At 66.7% G+C, this 16,459-nt stretch carries 15 protein-coding genes; 12 read left to right on the forward strand and 3 right to left on the reverse strand.

The window, feature by feature from the left end:
- The first annotated feature begins 71 nt into the window (after positions 1-71).
- The 5 genes from B5F23_RS06165 (at position 72) to B5F23_RS06185 (ending at position 5,583) form a co-directional block, all read left to right on the forward strand.
- Positions 72-440: a MarR family winged helix-turn-helix transcriptional regulator gene (locus B5F23_RS06165; RefSeq protein ID WP_275083206.1), complete on the forward strand. Its 369-nt coding sequence runs from the start codon at positions 72-74 to the stop codon at positions 438-440.
- Complete coding sequence (locus B5F23_RS06170) at positions 440-2,179, forward strand: ABC transporter ATP-binding protein (protein WP_087352838.1); 1,740 nt, start codon at positions 440-442, stop codon at positions 2,177-2,179. Before B5F23_RS06165 ends, B5F23_RS06170 begins: the two co-directional genes overlap by 1 nt.
- Complete coding sequence (locus tag B5F23_RS06175; RefSeq protein ID WP_087352839.1) at positions 2,180-4,018, forward strand: ABC transporter ATP-binding protein; 1,839 nt, start codon at positions 2,180-2,182, stop codon at positions 4,016-4,018. It abuts the gene before it with no gap.
- Between the two features lie 573 nt (positions 4,019-4,591).
- Positions 4,592-4,966 (forward strand): fluoride efflux transporter CrcB, encoded by a 375-nt coding sequence (gene crcB / locus B5F23_RS06180; RefSeq protein ID WP_087352842.1) that lies wholly within the window; start codon positions 4,592-4,594, stop codon positions 4,964-4,966.
- Positions 4,967-4,977: 11 nt separating this feature from the next.
- On the forward strand, positions 4,978-5,583 hold the full coding sequence (locus tag B5F23_RS06185) for a flavin reductase family protein (protein WP_087352844.1): 606 nt from the start codon (positions 4,978-4,980) through the stop codon (positions 5,581-5,583).
- Between the two features lie 261 nt (positions 5,584-5,844).
- Here B5F23_RS06185 and B5F23_RS06190 read toward each other — a convergent pair whose 3' ends face one another.
- A complete protein-coding gene (locus tag B5F23_RS06190) occupies positions 5,845-7,335 on the reverse strand; it encodes a lipopolysaccharide biosynthesis protein (protein ID WP_143786377.1) in 1,491 nt (496 codons plus the stop codon).
- A gap of 533 nt (positions 7,336-7,868) precedes the next feature.
- On the opposite strand from B5F23_RS06190, the gene B5F23_RS06195 reads away from it, so the two are divergent.
- From B5F23_RS06195 to B5F23_RS09865, 6 genes are all read left to right on the forward strand, one after another.
- A complete protein-coding gene (locus B5F23_RS06195; protein ID WP_241145813.1) occupies positions 7,869-10,565 on the forward strand; it encodes a phosphoenolpyruvate carboxylase in 2,697 nt (898 codons plus the stop codon).
- 314 nt (positions 10,566-10,879) lie between these two features.
- Entirely contained in the window at positions 10,880-11,314 is a 435-nt protein-coding gene (locus B5F23_RS10090; RefSeq protein ID WP_446723484.1) for a DUF6088 family protein, read from the forward strand.
- 478 nt (positions 11,315-11,792) lie between these two features.
- Positions 11,793-13,874, forward strand: a complete 2,082-nt coding sequence (locus B5F23_RS06200) for a Spy0128 family protein (protein ID WP_087352848.1) — start codon at positions 11,793-11,795, stop codon at positions 13,872-13,874.
- 476 nt (positions 13,875-14,350) lie between these two features.
- A complete protein-coding gene (locus tag B5F23_RS06205) occupies positions 14,351-14,623 on the forward strand; it encodes a type II toxin-antitoxin system RelB/DinJ family antitoxin (RefSeq protein ID WP_087352850.1) in 273 nt (90 codons plus the stop codon).
- Positions 14,623-14,766 (forward strand): hypothetical protein, encoded by a 144-nt coding sequence (locus B5F23_RS09860; RefSeq protein WP_206392298.1) that lies wholly within the window; start codon positions 14,623-14,625, stop codon positions 14,764-14,766. The genes B5F23_RS06205 and B5F23_RS09860 overlap by 1 nt, the downstream gene beginning before the upstream one ends.
- A gap of 14 nt (positions 14,767-14,780) precedes the next feature.
- Complete coding sequence (locus B5F23_RS09865) at positions 14,781-14,921, forward strand: type II toxin-antitoxin system RelE/ParE family toxin (protein ID WP_206392299.1); 141 nt, start codon at positions 14,781-14,783, stop codon at positions 14,919-14,921.
- A 204-nt stretch (positions 14,922-15,125) separates the two neighbouring features.
- Here the strand turns inward: B5F23_RS09865 and B5F23_RS06215 are convergent, their stop codons facing one another.
- Positions 15,126-15,416 carry a helix-turn-helix domain-containing protein gene (locus tag B5F23_RS06215; protein WP_342586918.1) on the reverse strand — a complete coding sequence of 97 codons (291 nt, stop codon included), beginning with the start codon at positions 15,414-15,416 and terminating at the stop codon, positions 15,126-15,128.
- Positions 15,417-15,563: 147 nt separating this feature from the next.
- Entirely contained in the window at positions 15,564-16,022 is a 459-nt protein-coding gene (locus B5F23_RS10060) for a helix-turn-helix domain-containing protein (protein ID WP_087352890.1), read from the reverse strand.
- On the opposite strand from B5F23_RS10060, the gene B5F23_RS06225 reads away from it, so the two are divergent.
- Positions 15,931-16,278: a winged helix-turn-helix domain-containing protein gene (locus tag B5F23_RS06225; RefSeq protein ID WP_087352852.1), complete on the forward strand. Its 348-nt coding sequence runs from the start codon at positions 15,931-15,933 to the stop codon at positions 16,276-16,278. The genes B5F23_RS10060 and B5F23_RS06225 overlap by 92 nt on opposite strands.
- Positions 16,279-16,459: the final 181 nt, after the last annotated feature.

Genomic DNA, 16,459 nt, shown 5'->3' on the forward strand with positions numbered 1-16,459 from the left:
TCTACGCGGCCTAGTGCGGCTACCTGAGGCCCCGTGCGGCAGAGCTGGGGATAGGGCAGGGGCAGCCCAAGATTCTCGTGTACGTGGCGGCCCACGGCCCCGTCAGCCAGCGCGAGATCGCGGACTTCTTCGAGCTCGACCCCGCGGCCGTCTCGCGCTCGCTCGACGCGCTCGAGCGCGCGGGCCTCGTGGCGACGGCGCCCGGTCGCGACCGGCGCTCCAAGGCCGTGACCGCCACCGAGCGAGGCCTTGGGACGGCTCACGCGTGGGAGCGCGTCTGCGACGCCGAGCGTGAGGTCGTGTTGGGGGGCTTCACTGCCGAGGAGCGGGAGCTCTTCATGGGTCTTCTCGCCCGTGCATACGCGAACCTGCGCGCTGCCGGCCGTGGCGAGAAGAACCTCGCCACCGACCCCGCCAGCCCGAAGGGGGGCGATCGCTGATGGACGGCGTCCGCCTGATTGCGCACTACCTGGGAAGCTACCGGAAGGACTTTCTCCTCGCGGTGCTCTGCGTGGCCCTGGAGACCTCGCTCGAGCTGGTGATTCCGCTGCTCATGGCCAACGTGATCGACGACGGCATCATCGGTCGGGACCTGGGCGCGGTGGCCGTGAACGGCGCGCTGATGTTGGTGTTCGCCTTCGGTGCGCTCGTGCTGGGATTCACCTACGCGCGCTTCTCGGCGCGGGCCGCGATGGGCCTCGGCGCCAACCTGCGCGAGGCCGAGTACACCCACCTGCAGGAGTTCTCGTTTGCCAACCTTGACGACTTCGAGGCCTCCTCGCTCGTCACGCGCCTCACGACCGACGTGACGGTGATCCAGAACGCCCTCGTCTCAGGCACGCGCCCGCTCACGCGCGGCCCCTCGATCCTCATCCTGGGCCTCGTCTTTGCGGCGGTGATGTCGCCCGAGCTCGCGGTGGTCTTCTTCCTGGTGCTGCCGGTTCTCGCCGTGGCGATGTTTCTGGTGGTGCGGCACGTGGGGCCGCTCTACCGGCTGCTGCAGTCCGCGATGGACCGGCTGAACGACGCGCTGCAGGAGGACCTCGCCGCAATCCGCGTGATCAAGGCGTACGTGCGCGAGGGCCACGTGGCCGACCGCTTTGCCGAGGTCAACGAGAGCCTGGCCAAGACGGGCACGCGTACCTTCCGCACGGCGGTCCTCAACACCCCGATCTTCCAGGGGACGATGTACGTGACCTGCGTGGCCATCCTGTGGATCGGCGGGCAGATGATCCTTGCCGGCACCCTCATGGTGGGCACCTTCACCGGCTTCATGAGCTACATCTTCCAGATCGTGAACTCGCTCATGATGATCTCCAACGTGTTTTTGCTCCTGGCGCGCGCCGTCACGAGCGTGGAGCGCGTGGGCGAGGTGCTTGACGAGCGGTCCACGATCATCTCGCCGGAGGGCGCGGTCACGGAGGTGAGCGACGGCTCGGTCACCTTTGACCACGTGAGCTTCAGGTACGCGGCCGACGCCGAGCGCGACGTCCTGGAGAACGTGTGCCTGGACCTGGCGGCGGGCTCCACGGTGGGCGTCCTCGGCGGCACGGGCTCGGGCAAGTCGACGCTCGTGCAGCTGATCGCGCGCCTCTACGACGTGAGCTCGGGCGCCGTGCGCGTGGGCGGCCGCGACGTGCGCGCCTACGACCTCGCGGCCCTGCGCGACGCGGTGGGCGTGGTGCTCCAGAAGAACGTGCTCTTCAGCGGCACGGTGCGGGAGAACCTGGCCTGGGGCAACCCCGACGCCACCGACGAGCAGATGCTCGAGGCGTGCCGCCTGGCGCGCGCCGACGAGTTCCTGGACCGCATCGGCGGGCTGGACGGCGACCTCGGCCAGGGCGGCGCGGGCGTCTCCGGCGGCCAGAAGCAGCGCCTCTGCATCGCGCGCACGCTGCTCAAGCGCCCGAAGGTCCTCATCTTCGACGACTCCACGAGCGCCGTGGACATGGCCACCGACGCGCAGATCCGCGAGAACCTCGCCACGCTCACGGGCGTCACCAAGATCGTCATCGCGCAGCGCGTGGCCTCGGTCATGGACGCCGACAAGATCGTGGTGCTGGACGAGGGTCGGGTGCACTCGCAGGGCACCCACGAGGAGCTTCTCGCCAGTGACCCCATCTACCAGGAGATATACGAGTCCCAGATTGGATCTGGAATCAGCGGGGAGGTGGCCTAGATGCCCTCGCGCCAGTCTGCCGCGCCCGCGCGGCCCAAGAACCTGCTCTCGACGCTGCGGAGCCTGCTCGCCTACATGAGCCACGCCCGCTGGATGCTGCTCGTGGTGGCGGTGCTCGTCACGCTCTCGGGGCTCGCCAACCTGGTGGGCACCTACATGATCAAGCCCGTGGTCAACGCCGTGGGCGCCGGGGACGCAGACGCCCTCGTGCGCGGGGTGGCCCTGACCGCGGTGGTCTACGTGGTGGGCGTGGCCAGCGCGGCGGGCTACACGCAGACCATGGTGCGCGCGGCCCAGAAGGTGGTCTTTGACATCCGTCGCGACCTCTTCGCGCACATCGAGCGGCTGCCGCTCTCCTTCTTCGACCGCACGCGCCACGGCGACGTGATGAGCTACTTCACCAACGACGTGGACACGGTCTCCGAGGCGCTCAACAACAGCTTCGCCAACCTCGTCCAGGCGGCGGTGCAGATCGTGGGCACGCTCACGCTGCTCTTTGTGCTCGACTGGCGCCTCACGCTCATCACGGTTGCCTGCGACCTCGCGATCGCGCTCTACGTGCGCTTCTCGGGCAGTCGCTCCAGCAGGTTCTTCGCGCGCCAGCAGGCCGAGCTCGCCGGGCTCGACGGCTACGTGGAGGAGATGATCTCCGGTCAGAAGGTCGTCAAGGTCTTCAACCACGAGGCGGCCAATCTCGCGCGCTTCCGCGAGCTCAACGACCGGCTGCGCGAGGCGGGCACCTCCGCGCAGGCCTACGCCTCAACGATGGTGCCGGTGACGGTGTGCGTGGGCTTCGTCAACTACGCCATCGTAACCATCGTGGGCGCGCTGCTGGCGCTTGCGGGCACGATGGACGTGGGGTCGCTCGCGAGCTACCTCGTCTTCGTGCGCCAGGCGGTGGCGCCGATCAACCAGTTCACGCAGCAGGGCAACTTCCTGCTCACGGCGCTTGCGGGCGCCGAGCGCATCTTCTCCGTGATGCGGCTCGAGCCCGAGGTGGACGAGGGCACGGTGGTCCTGGAGCACGCCAACGACGTGGAGGCCGCCCGCATGGCCGCAGGCGCCGCCGGCTGGGCCTGGAAGATCGACGGCGAGCACGTGCCGCTTCAGGGCGACGTGGTCTTCTACGATGTGGACTTTGGCTACGAGGAGGGGCAGACCGTGCTCAAGGGCCTCTCGCTCTACGCCAAGCCCGGGCAGAAGATCGCCTTCGTGGGGTCCACGGGCGCGGGCAAGACCACGATCACCAACCTGATCAACCGCTTCTACGAGGTGCGCTCCGGCGTCATCACCTACGACGGCATCGACGTGCGCGACATCGAGAAGGCGAGCCTGCGCCGCTCGCTGGGCATCGTGCTGCAGGACACGCACCTCTTTGCCGGGACCATCGCGGACAACATCCGCTTCGGCAAGCTCGACGCGACCGACGAGGAGGTGGTGGCCGCCGCCAAGATAGCCAACGCCGACGGCTTCATCCGGAGGCTACCGCGCGGCTACGACACGCCGGTGGTGGCCGACGGCGCCAACCTCTCCCAGGGCCAGCGGCAGCTGCTCGCCATCGCGCGCGCCGCGGTGGCGGACCCGCCGGTGCTCATCCTCGACGAGGCCACCTCGAGCATCGACACGCGTACCGAGGCCCTCATCCAGCGCGGCATGGACGCGCTCATGGCGGGGCGTACGGTCTTCGTGATCGCGCACCGGCTCTCCACCGTGCGCAACGCCAACGCGATCATGGTGCTCGAGCACGGGCGGATCGTGGAGCGCGGCACGCACGAGGAGCTTCTCGCGGCGCGCGGCGAGTACTGGCAGCTCTGGACCGGCGCCCGCGAGCTGGACTAGGCGCAGCTGGCGAGAAGAACCCCGCTGGTGTGCCAGCGACCTCGGTGCGGCCGGGGGTTCCGGGGCGGCCTCGGTCCCGGCGCGCCGCCGATCCCGACGCTGCCCCCGGCGCGGCCTCGGGTCCCGGGGCGGCCTCGGGCCCGGCGCGCCCCCGATCCCCCGGCGCACAATTCCGGAATTGTGCGCCGGGGGGCGGGCGCTGGGGGGCAAAACGCCTGTTGAGGTTCTTCTCGCGCTTAAAAAGCCGGGTTACGCAAGGCGTTTTTCGCACAAATCCGAAATTGTGCGCCGCGAGCGGGCGTGACTCTCGCTCGCGCCCCCAGCACGTCATCTGGCGCACAATTCCGGAATTGTGCGCCCGCGGGGAGACGCGTTGGCGAGAAACCCCAGCTCGCTCGCCGGCACTCATGGCGACGGGCGTCGTTCAGCCCCCGATTCCCGCACAATTCCGGAATTGTGCGCCAGGGCGCGGGGCGCGCCCGGGGTCGGCGCGCGCCACGCGACGCTTCTCGCCGGGGCGGGGCATCGGGTACAGTGGTTGCCGAACATCACACGACGACGATTGGGGGAGACGTGGCCGAGTTTCTGGCCGTGGCCCTGGGTGGCGCCGCCGGCAGCGTGTGCCGCTGGGGGCTGGGGGTGGCGCTGTCCGGCGCGCTGCCCGGGCTGCCCGCGGGCACGCTGGTGGCAAACGTTGTCGCGGGGCTGGTGATCGGCCTGGTGACGGGCGTGAACTCGGTTCTCCCACTGCCCGAGCCCACCCGCCTGCTGCTCACGGTGGGGTTCTGCGGCGGCCTCTCCACCTTCTCGACCTTCTCCAACGAGACGTTCCAGCTGCTCGAGGCGGGCCAGGTGGCGCCCGCGGCGGCGAACGTCGTGGTGAACGTGGCCACGTGCCTCGTGGCCGTGTGGGCGGGTACGCGCGTGGGCGCGGCGCTTGCGGCGTGAGGGGGGCGGACGTGGCGAAGCAGGTCTGGCGCGGCGGCAACATGCTCTACCCGCTGCCCGCGGTAATGGTGAGCTGTGCAAGCGCGGTGGGCGAGAAGAACATCGTCACGGTGGCGTGGGCGGGCACCGTCTGCACCAACCCGCCGATGCTCTCGATCTCGCTGCGTCCCGAGCGGCACAGCTACGGGCTGATTCGCGAGTCCGGCGAGTTCGTGGTGAACCTCGTGACGCGCCGGCTCGCGCGCGCCTGCGACTGGTGCGGCGTGCGCTCCGGGCGCGACTATGACAAGTGGGCCGAGTGCGGCCTCACGCCGGCGCCGGCCGCAAAGCTCGAGCTCGCGCCGGCGATCGCGGAGAGCCCGGTGAGCATAGAGTGCCGGGTGCGCGACGTGCTTGAGCTGGGGAGCCACCACCTGTTCCTGGCTGACGTGGCGGCGGTGCAGGTGGAGGAGTCGCTGCTCGACGAGCGCGGCCGGCTCGACCTGGGCCGCGCGGGACTCGTGGCCTATAGCCACGGGGAGTACCTCGAGCTGGGGCGGCGCCTGGGGAGCTTTGGCTACTCGGTGCGCAAGAGGCCCGAGCGGCAGGCGGGCCGCGGGTCGCGACACCGGCGCTGACTCACGTGGCGAGAAGAACGTGCGACTTGTGGACTTTTTTCTCGGCCAGACCGTCCGTAACCTGCACGTGTCTGAGGAACGTGCGAGTTATGGACGGTTTGGACCCTCAGACCGTCCGCAACCTGCATGGATTGGGAGAACATGCAGGTTGTGGTCGAATTGACCCGCTAGACCGTCCATAACCTGCACGTACCGGGCCAACGTGCTGCCTGCGGACGTTCTTCTCGCCAAAACCGTCCGCAACGTGCGCGTACCGCCCGGCTAGTAGCCCCGCCCGGCCTGGGCGCGTATCCGCGCGTACTCCATCACGAGCAGCGTGAGCAGGATCGCCATCGAGACGAGGGACCCGAGCACCGCGCCGGCCAGCCCCGCGTAGTTCACGAGAAGCATGGACACGGGCACCGCAAACGCAAACGCGACGAGGTAGAGCTTCGAGACCGCGCCCTGGGCGCGCAGCAGCGTGACGATCTGGTACAGGAAGTCGATGCAGGCGCACACCCCGCCCGTCGCGACCATCACCAGGCAGAGCCCCCGGAACTGCTCGAAGTCCAGGCCGTACATGAGGCTCATGATCGGGATGCCGAGCCAGCCCATGAACAGCGCCATCGCGGCGGTGATGAGCGCTATCACGCCCACCATGGCGAGCACCAGCAGGTCAAAGCGGCGGTGCTTCTCTGGGTCGTCCCAGATGCGCGCCAGGCGCACGAGCTGCGGCTTGTAGATGAACCCGGCCACCATGAGGATCGAGTGGGCGGGGAAGTACATGGCGTTGTAGTAGAGCTGGTTGTCGTAGGAGAGCGCGCCCTCCATCGCGAACTTGGGCACGGAGTCGATTAGGTTGTAGAGGAAGAGGGCCACAAACAGCGGGAAGCACTCCACGAAGAGCTCCCGCACGCCGCGCAGCGTGGCCGGCATGCTCCGCTCCGTCTCGAAGTAGGCGAGCGGCACGGTGAGAAGGACGAGCGAGGCCACGGCGCCCACGGCCATGGCAAAGCTCGCCACCACGAGGTTGCGGGTCACGAGCAGCGCCGCGGAGAACGCCACGAGGCCCAGCACGCAGCGCACCGCCTGGGAGAGGCCGGCCAGGTAGAGCTTGTCCTTCTGCTGCAGGCGCCCCTCGTAGACGTCCGCCAGGCCGTCGACCGCGCGAAAGACCAGGACGCCCATGCAGACCGAGAACATGAACGGGTCGTAGCCGCGCACCTGGCACCACAGCCACCCCACCACGAGCATGGCGGCGCAGGTGAGAAAGCGGTTGACCTGGTAGTCGAGGAAGGAGCGCATGTCGTCGAGGTCCGAGACCTGGTAGGTGCGCACCCCGTAGTTGGCCAGGAACAGCAGGAGCGTGCCCACCGTGAAGGCCATCGAGAACAGGCCCGCCTGCTCCGCGCCCACGAGCCACGTGGCCACCATCGTGAGCGCGGGAAAGAGCATGCCCCAGGCCGCCTGGCCGAGCGTGTTGCACACGTAGTCGCGCTTGGTCTGGTGTGCGAGGTACTGCTCGGTCTGCTCGGAGAAGCGCCCGCCAAAGACGGCGGAGATGAGGCGGTTCCACCAGTTGTTTACCACGCGGGCGAGAAACCCGGGCTCGCGCTCGGACCTCCGCTCGCGCCGCGCGTCCGCGCGCCCCCTCCCGCGCGACCTCCCGCTCGTCACCACGCCGTAGCGCGGCGTGCGCGGCGTGCGGCTCGCCGGTCGCACCGGCGTGGGCTCCTTGCGTCGTGCGAGGCGCTTGAGCGGGTTTGCTGGCATGGGGACGTGGCTCCTCTCATTTGCTCTCGCCGTGATTGTAGCGCCTGCCCGTGACAAGAATGTAAAGCGCTGGGTCGGGGTACAATCGCCGTACGCCGACGGCACGTAAGTCCCGCTCGCTGGGCCGCGCCCCCGAAAGGGGGTGAGCCCCATGGATCAGCTGATAGTCTTCCTCAAGCTAGCCGGCGCACTGGCCAGCCTAGCCGCAGGTATCATCCGAATCCTGTCCGCAGCGAGCGAGTTTAGCAACCGAGACGAGGACGACCGCTAGCCCAGTGAACTAGCGGTCGTCTCCCCACTCTATCGGGCGCGGCCCTGCCTCCTACAGCGGGCTGTGCCGTCGGTTACATGATACCCATCCGCTCCGTCGCTATGCAACGCCCGTGCGTGAACATCGCGTTTCTCGCATGGGGTCTTTCTGGGGGGTCTTTCGCGTTCGAGGCTCCTCGGGGTATCGTATATGCCACCGTACGTCCGTCAAAGGAGCAACGTTGGCCGAGAAGAACCACAAAAGCGATATGGACTCCGCTATCATGCCCGCCTCCGAGACCGCCCGCGCGCTCCTGGCCGGCTTCGAGGTCCCGGAGAGCATCGCTGAGAACATGGCGCTCTTCCTGCGGCTCGTCCGCAAGGTGCTCGACGAGTACGACTCGGGCCTGCGCCGCACCTTCGACGTTCTTCTCGCCGACGCGATACGCGCCAACGCCGACGAGGCGGCGGACACGCCCGCCGAGCGAGCCGCCTTCGAGGACCTCGAGCGCGTGATCGACGGGCTTGACGAGCGCTCGACCACGCTCGTGATGCGCGCCTTCGTGGCCTACTTCCACCTCGCCAACATCTGCGAGGAGAACTACCGCGTGGCCTCGCTGCGCGCCCGCGAGAGCGCGGTCCCCACCTCGGCGGACGAGGACCCCATCAACGACATCACCGTCGCCTACCGCCAGCTCGTCGACGAGTGCGGGCGCGGCAAGGCCCTCGCGCTGCTGCGCCGCCTGGAGTTCCGCCCGGTCTTCACCGCCCACCCCACCGAGGCGCGCCGCAAGGCCGTCGAGGGCAAGATCCGCCGCATCGCCGAGCTGCTGGAGGGCCGCGCGGGCCTGGACGGCGTGGCGCTCGCGGAGAACGAGCGTCGCCTGCTGCAGGAGATCGACGCGCTCTTCCGCACCTCGCCGATCGCGCACAAGAAGCCCACGCCCGTCGAGGAGGCCGACACCATCGTCGACATCTTCGACAACACGCTCTTTGACATGGTGCCGGACGTCTACCGCCGCTTCGACGACTGGGAGCTCGGCGAGAAGGCCGGGACCGTGCCGCCCGTGTGCCCGGCGTTCTTCCACCCCGGCAGCTGGATCGGCTCGGACCGCGACGGCAACCCCAACGTCACCGCGCGCGTGAGCCGCGCCGTGGCCGAGAAGTTCCGCGGTCACGTGCTCGCGCGCCTCGCCGACGCCACGGAGACCACCGGCCGCAACCTCACGCTCGACGCCATCTCCACGCCGCCGTCCGAGCAGCTCATGAACCTCTGGAGCCACCAGGTCGAGATGAGCGAGGCCCTCACGGCGCGCGCCCTGGGCATCTCGGCGAGCGAGCTGCACCGCGCGTGCATGCTCGTCATGGCCGAGCGCCTGCGCGCCACCATCGAGCGCACCGCCGACATCATGTACGCGAGCCCCGACGACTTCCTCGCCGACCTGCGCGTCGTTCAGTCCTCGCTCGCGCGCGCCGGCGCGGCCCGCACCGCCTACGGCCCCGTCCAGCGCCTCATCTGGCAGACGGAGACCTTCGGCTTCCACCTCGTGGAGATGGAGTTCCGCCAGCACTCGCTCGTGCACTCCCGCGCGCTCGAGGACATCCGCGAGCACGGGCGCTGGGGCGAGCGCGGCGAGCTCGAGCCCATGACGCGCGAGGTCATCGACACCTTCCGCGCCATCGCGCAGATCCAGCGCAGAAACGGCGTGGACGCGGCGCGCCGCTACATCATCTCCTTCACCAAGTCCGCCCAGAACGTGGCCGACGTCTACGAGCTCGCGCACCTCTCCTTCGCGCACGAGTGCGACGTGCCGGTGCTTGACGTGATCCCGCTGTTCGAGCAGGTCGAGGACCTCGAGAACGCCGTCTCCACGCTCGACGACATGATTCGTCTGCCCGAGGTGCAGCGCCGCCTCGCCGAGACGGGCCGCCGCCTGGAGGTCATGCTCGGCTACTCGGACTCCTCCAAGGACGCCGGCCCCACCTCCGCCACGCTCGTGCTGCACCGCGCGCAGGCCGAGATCGCGCGCTGGGCGGAGGACAACGGCATCGACCTCGTGCTCATGCACGGCCGCGGCGGCGCGGTCGGGCGAGGCGGCGGTCCCGCCAACCGCGCGGTGCTTTCGCAGCCCGCGGGCTCGGTCAACTGCTGCTTCAAGCTCACGGAGCAGGGCGAGGTCATCTTCGCGCGCTACGGCGACCCCACGCTGGCGCGTCGCCACGTGGAGTCCGTGGTGGGCGCCACGCTGCTGCAGTCCGCACCCTCCATCGAGTGGGTCAACACGGAGACCACCGAGAAGTACGCGGGCCTCGCCGCCGAGCTGGACGGCGCCTCGCGCGAGCGCTACCTCGAGCTGCTGCACACCGACGGCTTCGCCGAGTGGTTCTCCGAGTGCACGCCGCTCGCCGAGGTGGGCCTCATGCCCATCGGCAGCCGCCCGTCCAAGCGCGGCCTGGGCGCCAAGTCGCTCGACGACCTGCGCGCCATCCCGTGGATCTTCTCGTGGAGCCAGGCGCGCATCAACCTGGCCGCGTGGTACGGCCTGGGGACCGCCTGCGAGCGCGTGGGCGACCTCGAGCGCCTGCGCGAGGCGTACGCCGAGTGGCCGCTGTTCACCACGTTCATCGACAACGTGGAGATGTCGCTCTCCAAGGTGGACGAGCGGATCGCCCGCCTCTACCTGGCGCTCGCCGAGCGTGACGACCTCGCCGCCGCGGTGCTCGAGGAGATGGAGCTCACGCGCCGCTGGGTGCTCGCCATCGTGGGCGACGAGTGGCCGCTGCAGCACCGCCGCGTGCTCGGCCCCGTGATCCGCATGCGCCTGCCGTTCGTGAACGTGCTGTCCGTGACGCAGGCCCTCGCGCTGCGCCGCCTGCGCGACGAGGAGAGCCCGCTCACGCCCGAGGAGCGCGAGAGGCTCGTCTACCTCATCCTCTGCACCGTCTCCGGCGTGGCCGCCGGCCTGCAGAACACGGGGTGATGCGGGGGGTCACACGTTACGTGGAGATTATGCGCGACGGCCTGCCCGCTCGCGCCGCGGGCCGAGGTCCCAGGCGGGCCTTGGCCCGCTTTTTGCGGTGCGGCCGCCGTCCCTCGCCGAGCGTTCCTCTCGGCCGCCTCTCTCGCCGAGTGCGCGATATTCCGGGTTTTCTCGCCGTCCGCGCCTACGGCTCTTAGCTGCCAACTGGGGAAACGTCGAGTTTGTGTCGGTAAACTTGAAATAGAAACCCCCGAATATCGCGCACTCGGCAAGCGCCCGGCGAGAAGAACCTCGCGACGTCGGAGGTCCGGGCCCTGCGCACGGTTTTAGGTGCGGGGCGTGCGTTTGACTCGGACTGCGCCGCGCTCAATGCGCTGGGGCTTGACTACCAGGTTCCGGCACGCCACGTGTATGTGAGCGGCGGCCCCTACAAGGCGTACAGCTACGGTCCGTGCCCAATTGATCTGAGGCGCCGGGCTAACCGAGGCCTTCTCGACTGCTCTCACATAACCTGCGCCGTCGTTCAGACCCTCAAGGCGCTCGGGAGGAGCGACGTTGACGATGAGGTGATCGAGCGCATCGCGCGCAATCTGAGCGACGGGGACGCCGAGACGCTCCGAAGGGAGTCTGGGGGACTCACCTCGTGGGTCGCAGGGGCGGATGGGGGGAGAGGCACGATGGATGGAGTCGCACGGGCAGACGAAACGGGTATACTCGGTGACGACAGAGGCAAAAGCCCTCCTGTTTGACGAGTGTGTGAGCCTAGGCTCAGGGACAGCCGCCGTGTAGGGGCGGCTGTTCCCATGTATGGAGCCCAAGCCTTGGACCACCCTAGCTAACGAGAAGAACCAGAATGCTCAGCGTCGCAACGAACACGGCGCACGATAGTACGAGCATGATGAGCTTGGACAATGGGAACCCTCCAATCTTCCTGCGAGACTCGGAGGGCGCCGCCTGCCGTCGTGGCAAGTATACCACAGAATAGAACATGTGTTTGCTAACTCGTTCCGGTGGGTTGGGGCGTAAGTCGCGATCTCCGCAGCTCGCAGGCTGAGAAAAACCGACCACTCATAAGACATCCCCCCTCCCATAAATGACCATTTTTGTTGCTTGTGTCAGGCAATAGACGTACACTGCCCACAAACTCGCTAAACCACCCGGGGGTGGTGCTTTTGCAAAGCGCGGGTTGGATGCAGGTGAAACGGAAGCGAGAAAGGAACGATTGGAATGAGGAAGAGGGACGCGAGGGGCGTCATCAGGCGCGTCGCCGCTGCCGGCCTCGCCGTGCTCACGGCGGCCACGATGGCGGTCTCGAGCCCGCTGACCGCAATCGCCGCGGAGGCGGGGTCCTCGAGCGGCGCCGTCACGCTCGACAAGACCGCGACGCCGCTCGACGAGAACGACCAGACTAACGTCAAGCTCTCCATCGGTTCGACGGAGGAGACCACCGTCTCTGATGTTGTCTTCGTGCTGGACAAGTCGGCCAGCACCGACATTCGTCAGGAGGCAATGAACATGCTCGACGAGCTCAAGACGCGCGCTGACGAGGGCAACCTCGTCAAGGTTGGCGTCGTGAACTTCGAGCAGGGCGTGCTCGAATCCCTTGAGCTCACGGAGCTCAACGACGAGAACTACGAGACCATCAAGAAATCCATGATTTTCCACGAGGTTGACTCGAGTGGAACTAACATCCACTCCGGTCTCGTCGCTGGCGAGCGGATGCTTGACGCGGACACGAGCGTGTCTGCGTCCAACAAGCACCTCGTTCTCGTGACCGATGGCGTGGGGTATCTCTGGGGAGCCGACGGGACCCCCTACTCCATTTACAGCGAGAGTATCGCGAACGGCGAGGAGAACCTCTACGCAAGTCACGAGACGCTTGACTGGCACCACCCCGACTCGTCCTACTACAACGAGTTCCTCGATATGGCGACGTGGCTGAACACGCACGGTGCCGACATTGCCACCGACATGGAGGCCTATCAGATTAAGTATGAGGCTGGCCAGTACCAGGCAAAGAATTATGGCGTTGAGTCTGGTCAGGGATATGACACTGACTGGAGCACGGCCGCGAATGGCAAGTTCGCTGGCAAGAACAGCTACGTGCCCGCCGAGGACGTCACCAGCACGATGAGCGCGTCTGACGCCGCAATGTATATGGTTGCCACTGAGTGGGCGCAGATTTCCAGCAAGTACAATGCCTACGCCTATGAGGATCCTCGCTACGCCAAGGACGGAAGTTACATTTGGGCTGCGAACGCCATCTCTAACCTGAGCGACCTCGGCGGCTACTCCACCACGCTCCCTGAGACTGTGGAGGAGTACGACGGCATGTTTGACACCGTCAAGAGCTCTGTCCTCTACGAGATCCAGTCCGGCGTCGTTACCGACGAGATCGGCTCCGACTTCGACCTCGTGAGCCTCGACAGCCTGCAGATGACGGTCGGCGGCAAGACGGTTACGGGCACCGTTAACGCGGAGAACAACACTGTTACCTTCGGCAACGACTACGTCGTGACCTACGAGAAGGCTGCGGACGGCACCGAGACCCTCACCTGGGAGATTAACGCCCCCGTCGAGGCCGCCAACGGCATCACGCTGAGCTACGACCTCCAGCTCGTCAACAAGTCGACCGTGCCGGGCACCTATCACCCGAAGACCAACGAGTCGGCCACGCTCGACTATGTCCGTCACGACGAGTCGACCGGCGAGGAGACGTTCCCCGTTCCGACTGTCGACTACACCGTCGAGGAGCCCGCTCCCGTGACGCCTGACCCCATCACCGTGTCCGGCGACGTCTTCAACGTGGCCAAGGTCCTCGAGGGCGCCACGCTCAAGGACGGCCAGTTCGAGTTCCAGCTCGCTGACGCCAACGGCAACGTGATCGCCACCGCCACCAACGACGCCGAGGGCAACGTCGTCTTTGACAACTTCACCTTCGAGGCCGCTGGCACCTACGAGTACACCGTCTCCGAGGTCCTGCCGACCGACGACGATCCCAACACTGACGGCGTCCAGAAGGACGGCGTGACCTACGACCAGACCGTCGAGGGCCTCAAGCTCGAGGTGACCGAGAAGGACGGCAAGCTCACCTACCAGGCCTACACCGATGAGGACGGCGCGACGTTCAACAACGTCTACAAGGCCGCCGAGGCCCCGGCCGAGGACAAGCCTGCCGATGACACCAAGAAGGACGAGACGGTCCCCAGCACGGGTGACCCGACCTCCTTCGCCGCCGTCGCCGCGACGCTCGTCGCCGGCGTGGGAGCGGGTGCTGCCGGCATCGCGATGAGGCGCCGCAACAAGTAGCCCCTCCTCGTCAGATGACGTGACGCGGGGCGTCGCCCGGGATGACCGGACGGCGCCCCGCTTTCTTTTGCCGCGCCGCTCGCACAATTCCAAAATTGTGCGCCCGCAAACGGCCTCCAAGGCGAGAAACCCCAGCTCGCAAGAAGCCCCGCTTAAAAAACCGGCGTCGTCCCCACCCTCATTTCGCACAATTCCCAAATTGTGCGAAATGTGCGGCTGTCAGAGCACCCCCGCCGCAAACTCCGACTTATGCTCGAGCAAAACCCGCAGCTCGTCAGTTAAACCTCACATAACACCAGGTAGCGCCTGCGTCGTCACTCCATAGCCCGGCGAGAAGAACCTCTTGCTCGTACATAACTCGGAGTTCGCCATCGTCCCCGCCGCCAGCGTCCTGACACAACGCACCAACTGAGCAACACATTTAACAACGAATGTATGTACAATAGTATCAATATAAACCAGATTTGGAGGAAACCATGCCTACGTCGACACTTACCATTCGTTTGGATGAGGACCTCAAGCGCGGGGCGGCGGAGGTGGCCGACTACTACGGGCTCGACCTCTCCTCCGTGACGCGCGCGTTATATAAGCAGATGGTCAACACGCGGCGCATCCCCCTCACGTTCGCTCCCGAGGAGCCCAACGATGAGAGCCTGGCGGCAATCTCCGAGGGGAACGCCTTCCTCGCATCGGGCAAACCCGGCCGCTTCACCAGCGGCGACGATCTGCTCGAGGCGGCGATGTCGTGATGGTCCGCCTCACGGCGGACTTCTCGTCGGTATTCAGCCGCGACCTCAAGAAGAAGGCGCGCAAGCGCGGCTGGGACCTCTCAGAACTAAAGAGCGTCATTGACCTGATCCTTGAGAACAGTCCCGACGCTCTCGAGGTCTAAGGCATCGTCACAACATGCACTCTCTGACAGGTAACTGGGCGGGCAGGAAGGAGTGCCACGTCGCCAATGCCGGAGACTGGCTCGTCATCTGGTCGTCCAACGACAAGGTTGCCTACTTCGAGCGAACCGGAAGTCATGACGAGCTCTTCAGATAGCCCTGCATAGGTAGAGGCAATCGCGCCTCCCGGCTCCTTCCGCACAATTCCAAAATTGTGCGCGCGCAAACGGCCTCCAAGGCGAGAAACCCCAGCTCACCAAAAGCCCCGCTTAGAAAATCGGCGTTGTCCCCACCCTCATTTCGCACAATTCCCAAATTGTGCGAAAGGGACATCGCCTCCGCCACCAGTGCGCCGCGCGCGCTACTCCTCGCTATCCGGCGCGTTCGCGCGCCTTGTGGCCTGCTGCTCGCCGTCGTACTCGATGGGCCCGACCGTGTCGACGCCCTCCAGCAGGTACGACATGCTCACGTCCAGGCCCCGGGCGATCCTCTCCACGGTGTCGAGCGTGGGGGACTTGCGGCCGTACTCAACGTCGACGAGGTACGACTTGTCCGCCCCGATGGCGAGCGCGAACTTCCTCAGCGAGAATCCGCTCTCCGTCCGGAGCGCGCGCACGCGGCGCCCAAAAGCCTGTCTGGTCTCCATGCTCATAGCAGCAGCGTACGTGGCCCCAAGAGCAGCCTGTCAGGTCATAGGCTCCCGCCACGGCAAGTGGGGTGGGAGGGGGTATAAACGTCACCCCCCCCCAGGCGAGAAGAACCAGGCGAGAAGAACCCCGCACCGCACCCGCGCCCTGCGCTACCGCCGCCCCGCGCCGCCGGCCCTCCCGCACCCGTCGTACTCGCAGCGCACGCGCCGGGAGTCCACCTCAAAGAGCAGGTACGACATCGGGACGTCAAGCCCTCCCGCTATGCGCTCGATCGTGTCGAGCGTCGGCGCCGTTCGCCCGTGCTCGATCGCGAGGAGGTGCGACTTGTCCACCGCGGTCATGAGGGCAAAGCCCCTCAGTGAGAGTCCGCGCTCCGTGCGCAGGAGGCGGACGCGTCGGCCGAAGGCCTGTCTTGTCTGGCTGCTCATAACAGCAGCGTAAGGGGCCAGATGTTGCAAGTGTACGCATATAGACGTACACTCACGATATGCCGGATTCCACCCGAGGGGGGACACCATGACAGACACCGAACGTGGGGACGCCGCCGCAATGACGCCTCTCGCCGAGAGGAAGCCCCCTCGCCGCACGAGCCCCGCGCTCGCCCGCATCCGCCAGACGCCCAACGGCCCGGTGCGCCTCACGCCCACCGAGGTCCAGATCCTCTCGTTCCTCGGGCGGCACGAGGGGCACCCCTGCTCCAAGGCGCAGATCGCCGCCGCAATCGGCCGCAACGAGAAGACCGTCGACCGCCTGCTCTCCAAGATGCGCAGGAACCAGATCGTGATCTCCGAGGCCGTCCACTCCGAGAACGGCGCGCAGCTCGCCAACGTCTACCGCCTCACACGCTGGGCACAGCCTAACTAGGCAATCTGAGACCTCACGGTATCCCTCGTGCTTTGCTGGCAAAACATGGGATATACTGCCCTCGCTGAGCGATACCCCCTCCCACTGAAATTGCAAAACTAATATGGGTTTAGTACCCCCTCCGAAAAAGGGTTAACAATCCCAATGCATGCGATTCTTAAACTGTCTTCAGATTAAGAGG

It is taken from the genome of Olsenella sp. An188, from assembly GCF_002160255.1.
Taxonomy (GTDB): domain Bacteria; phylum Actinomycetota; class Coriobacteriia; order Coriobacteriales; family Atopobiaceae; genus Thermophilibacter; species Thermophilibacter avistercoris.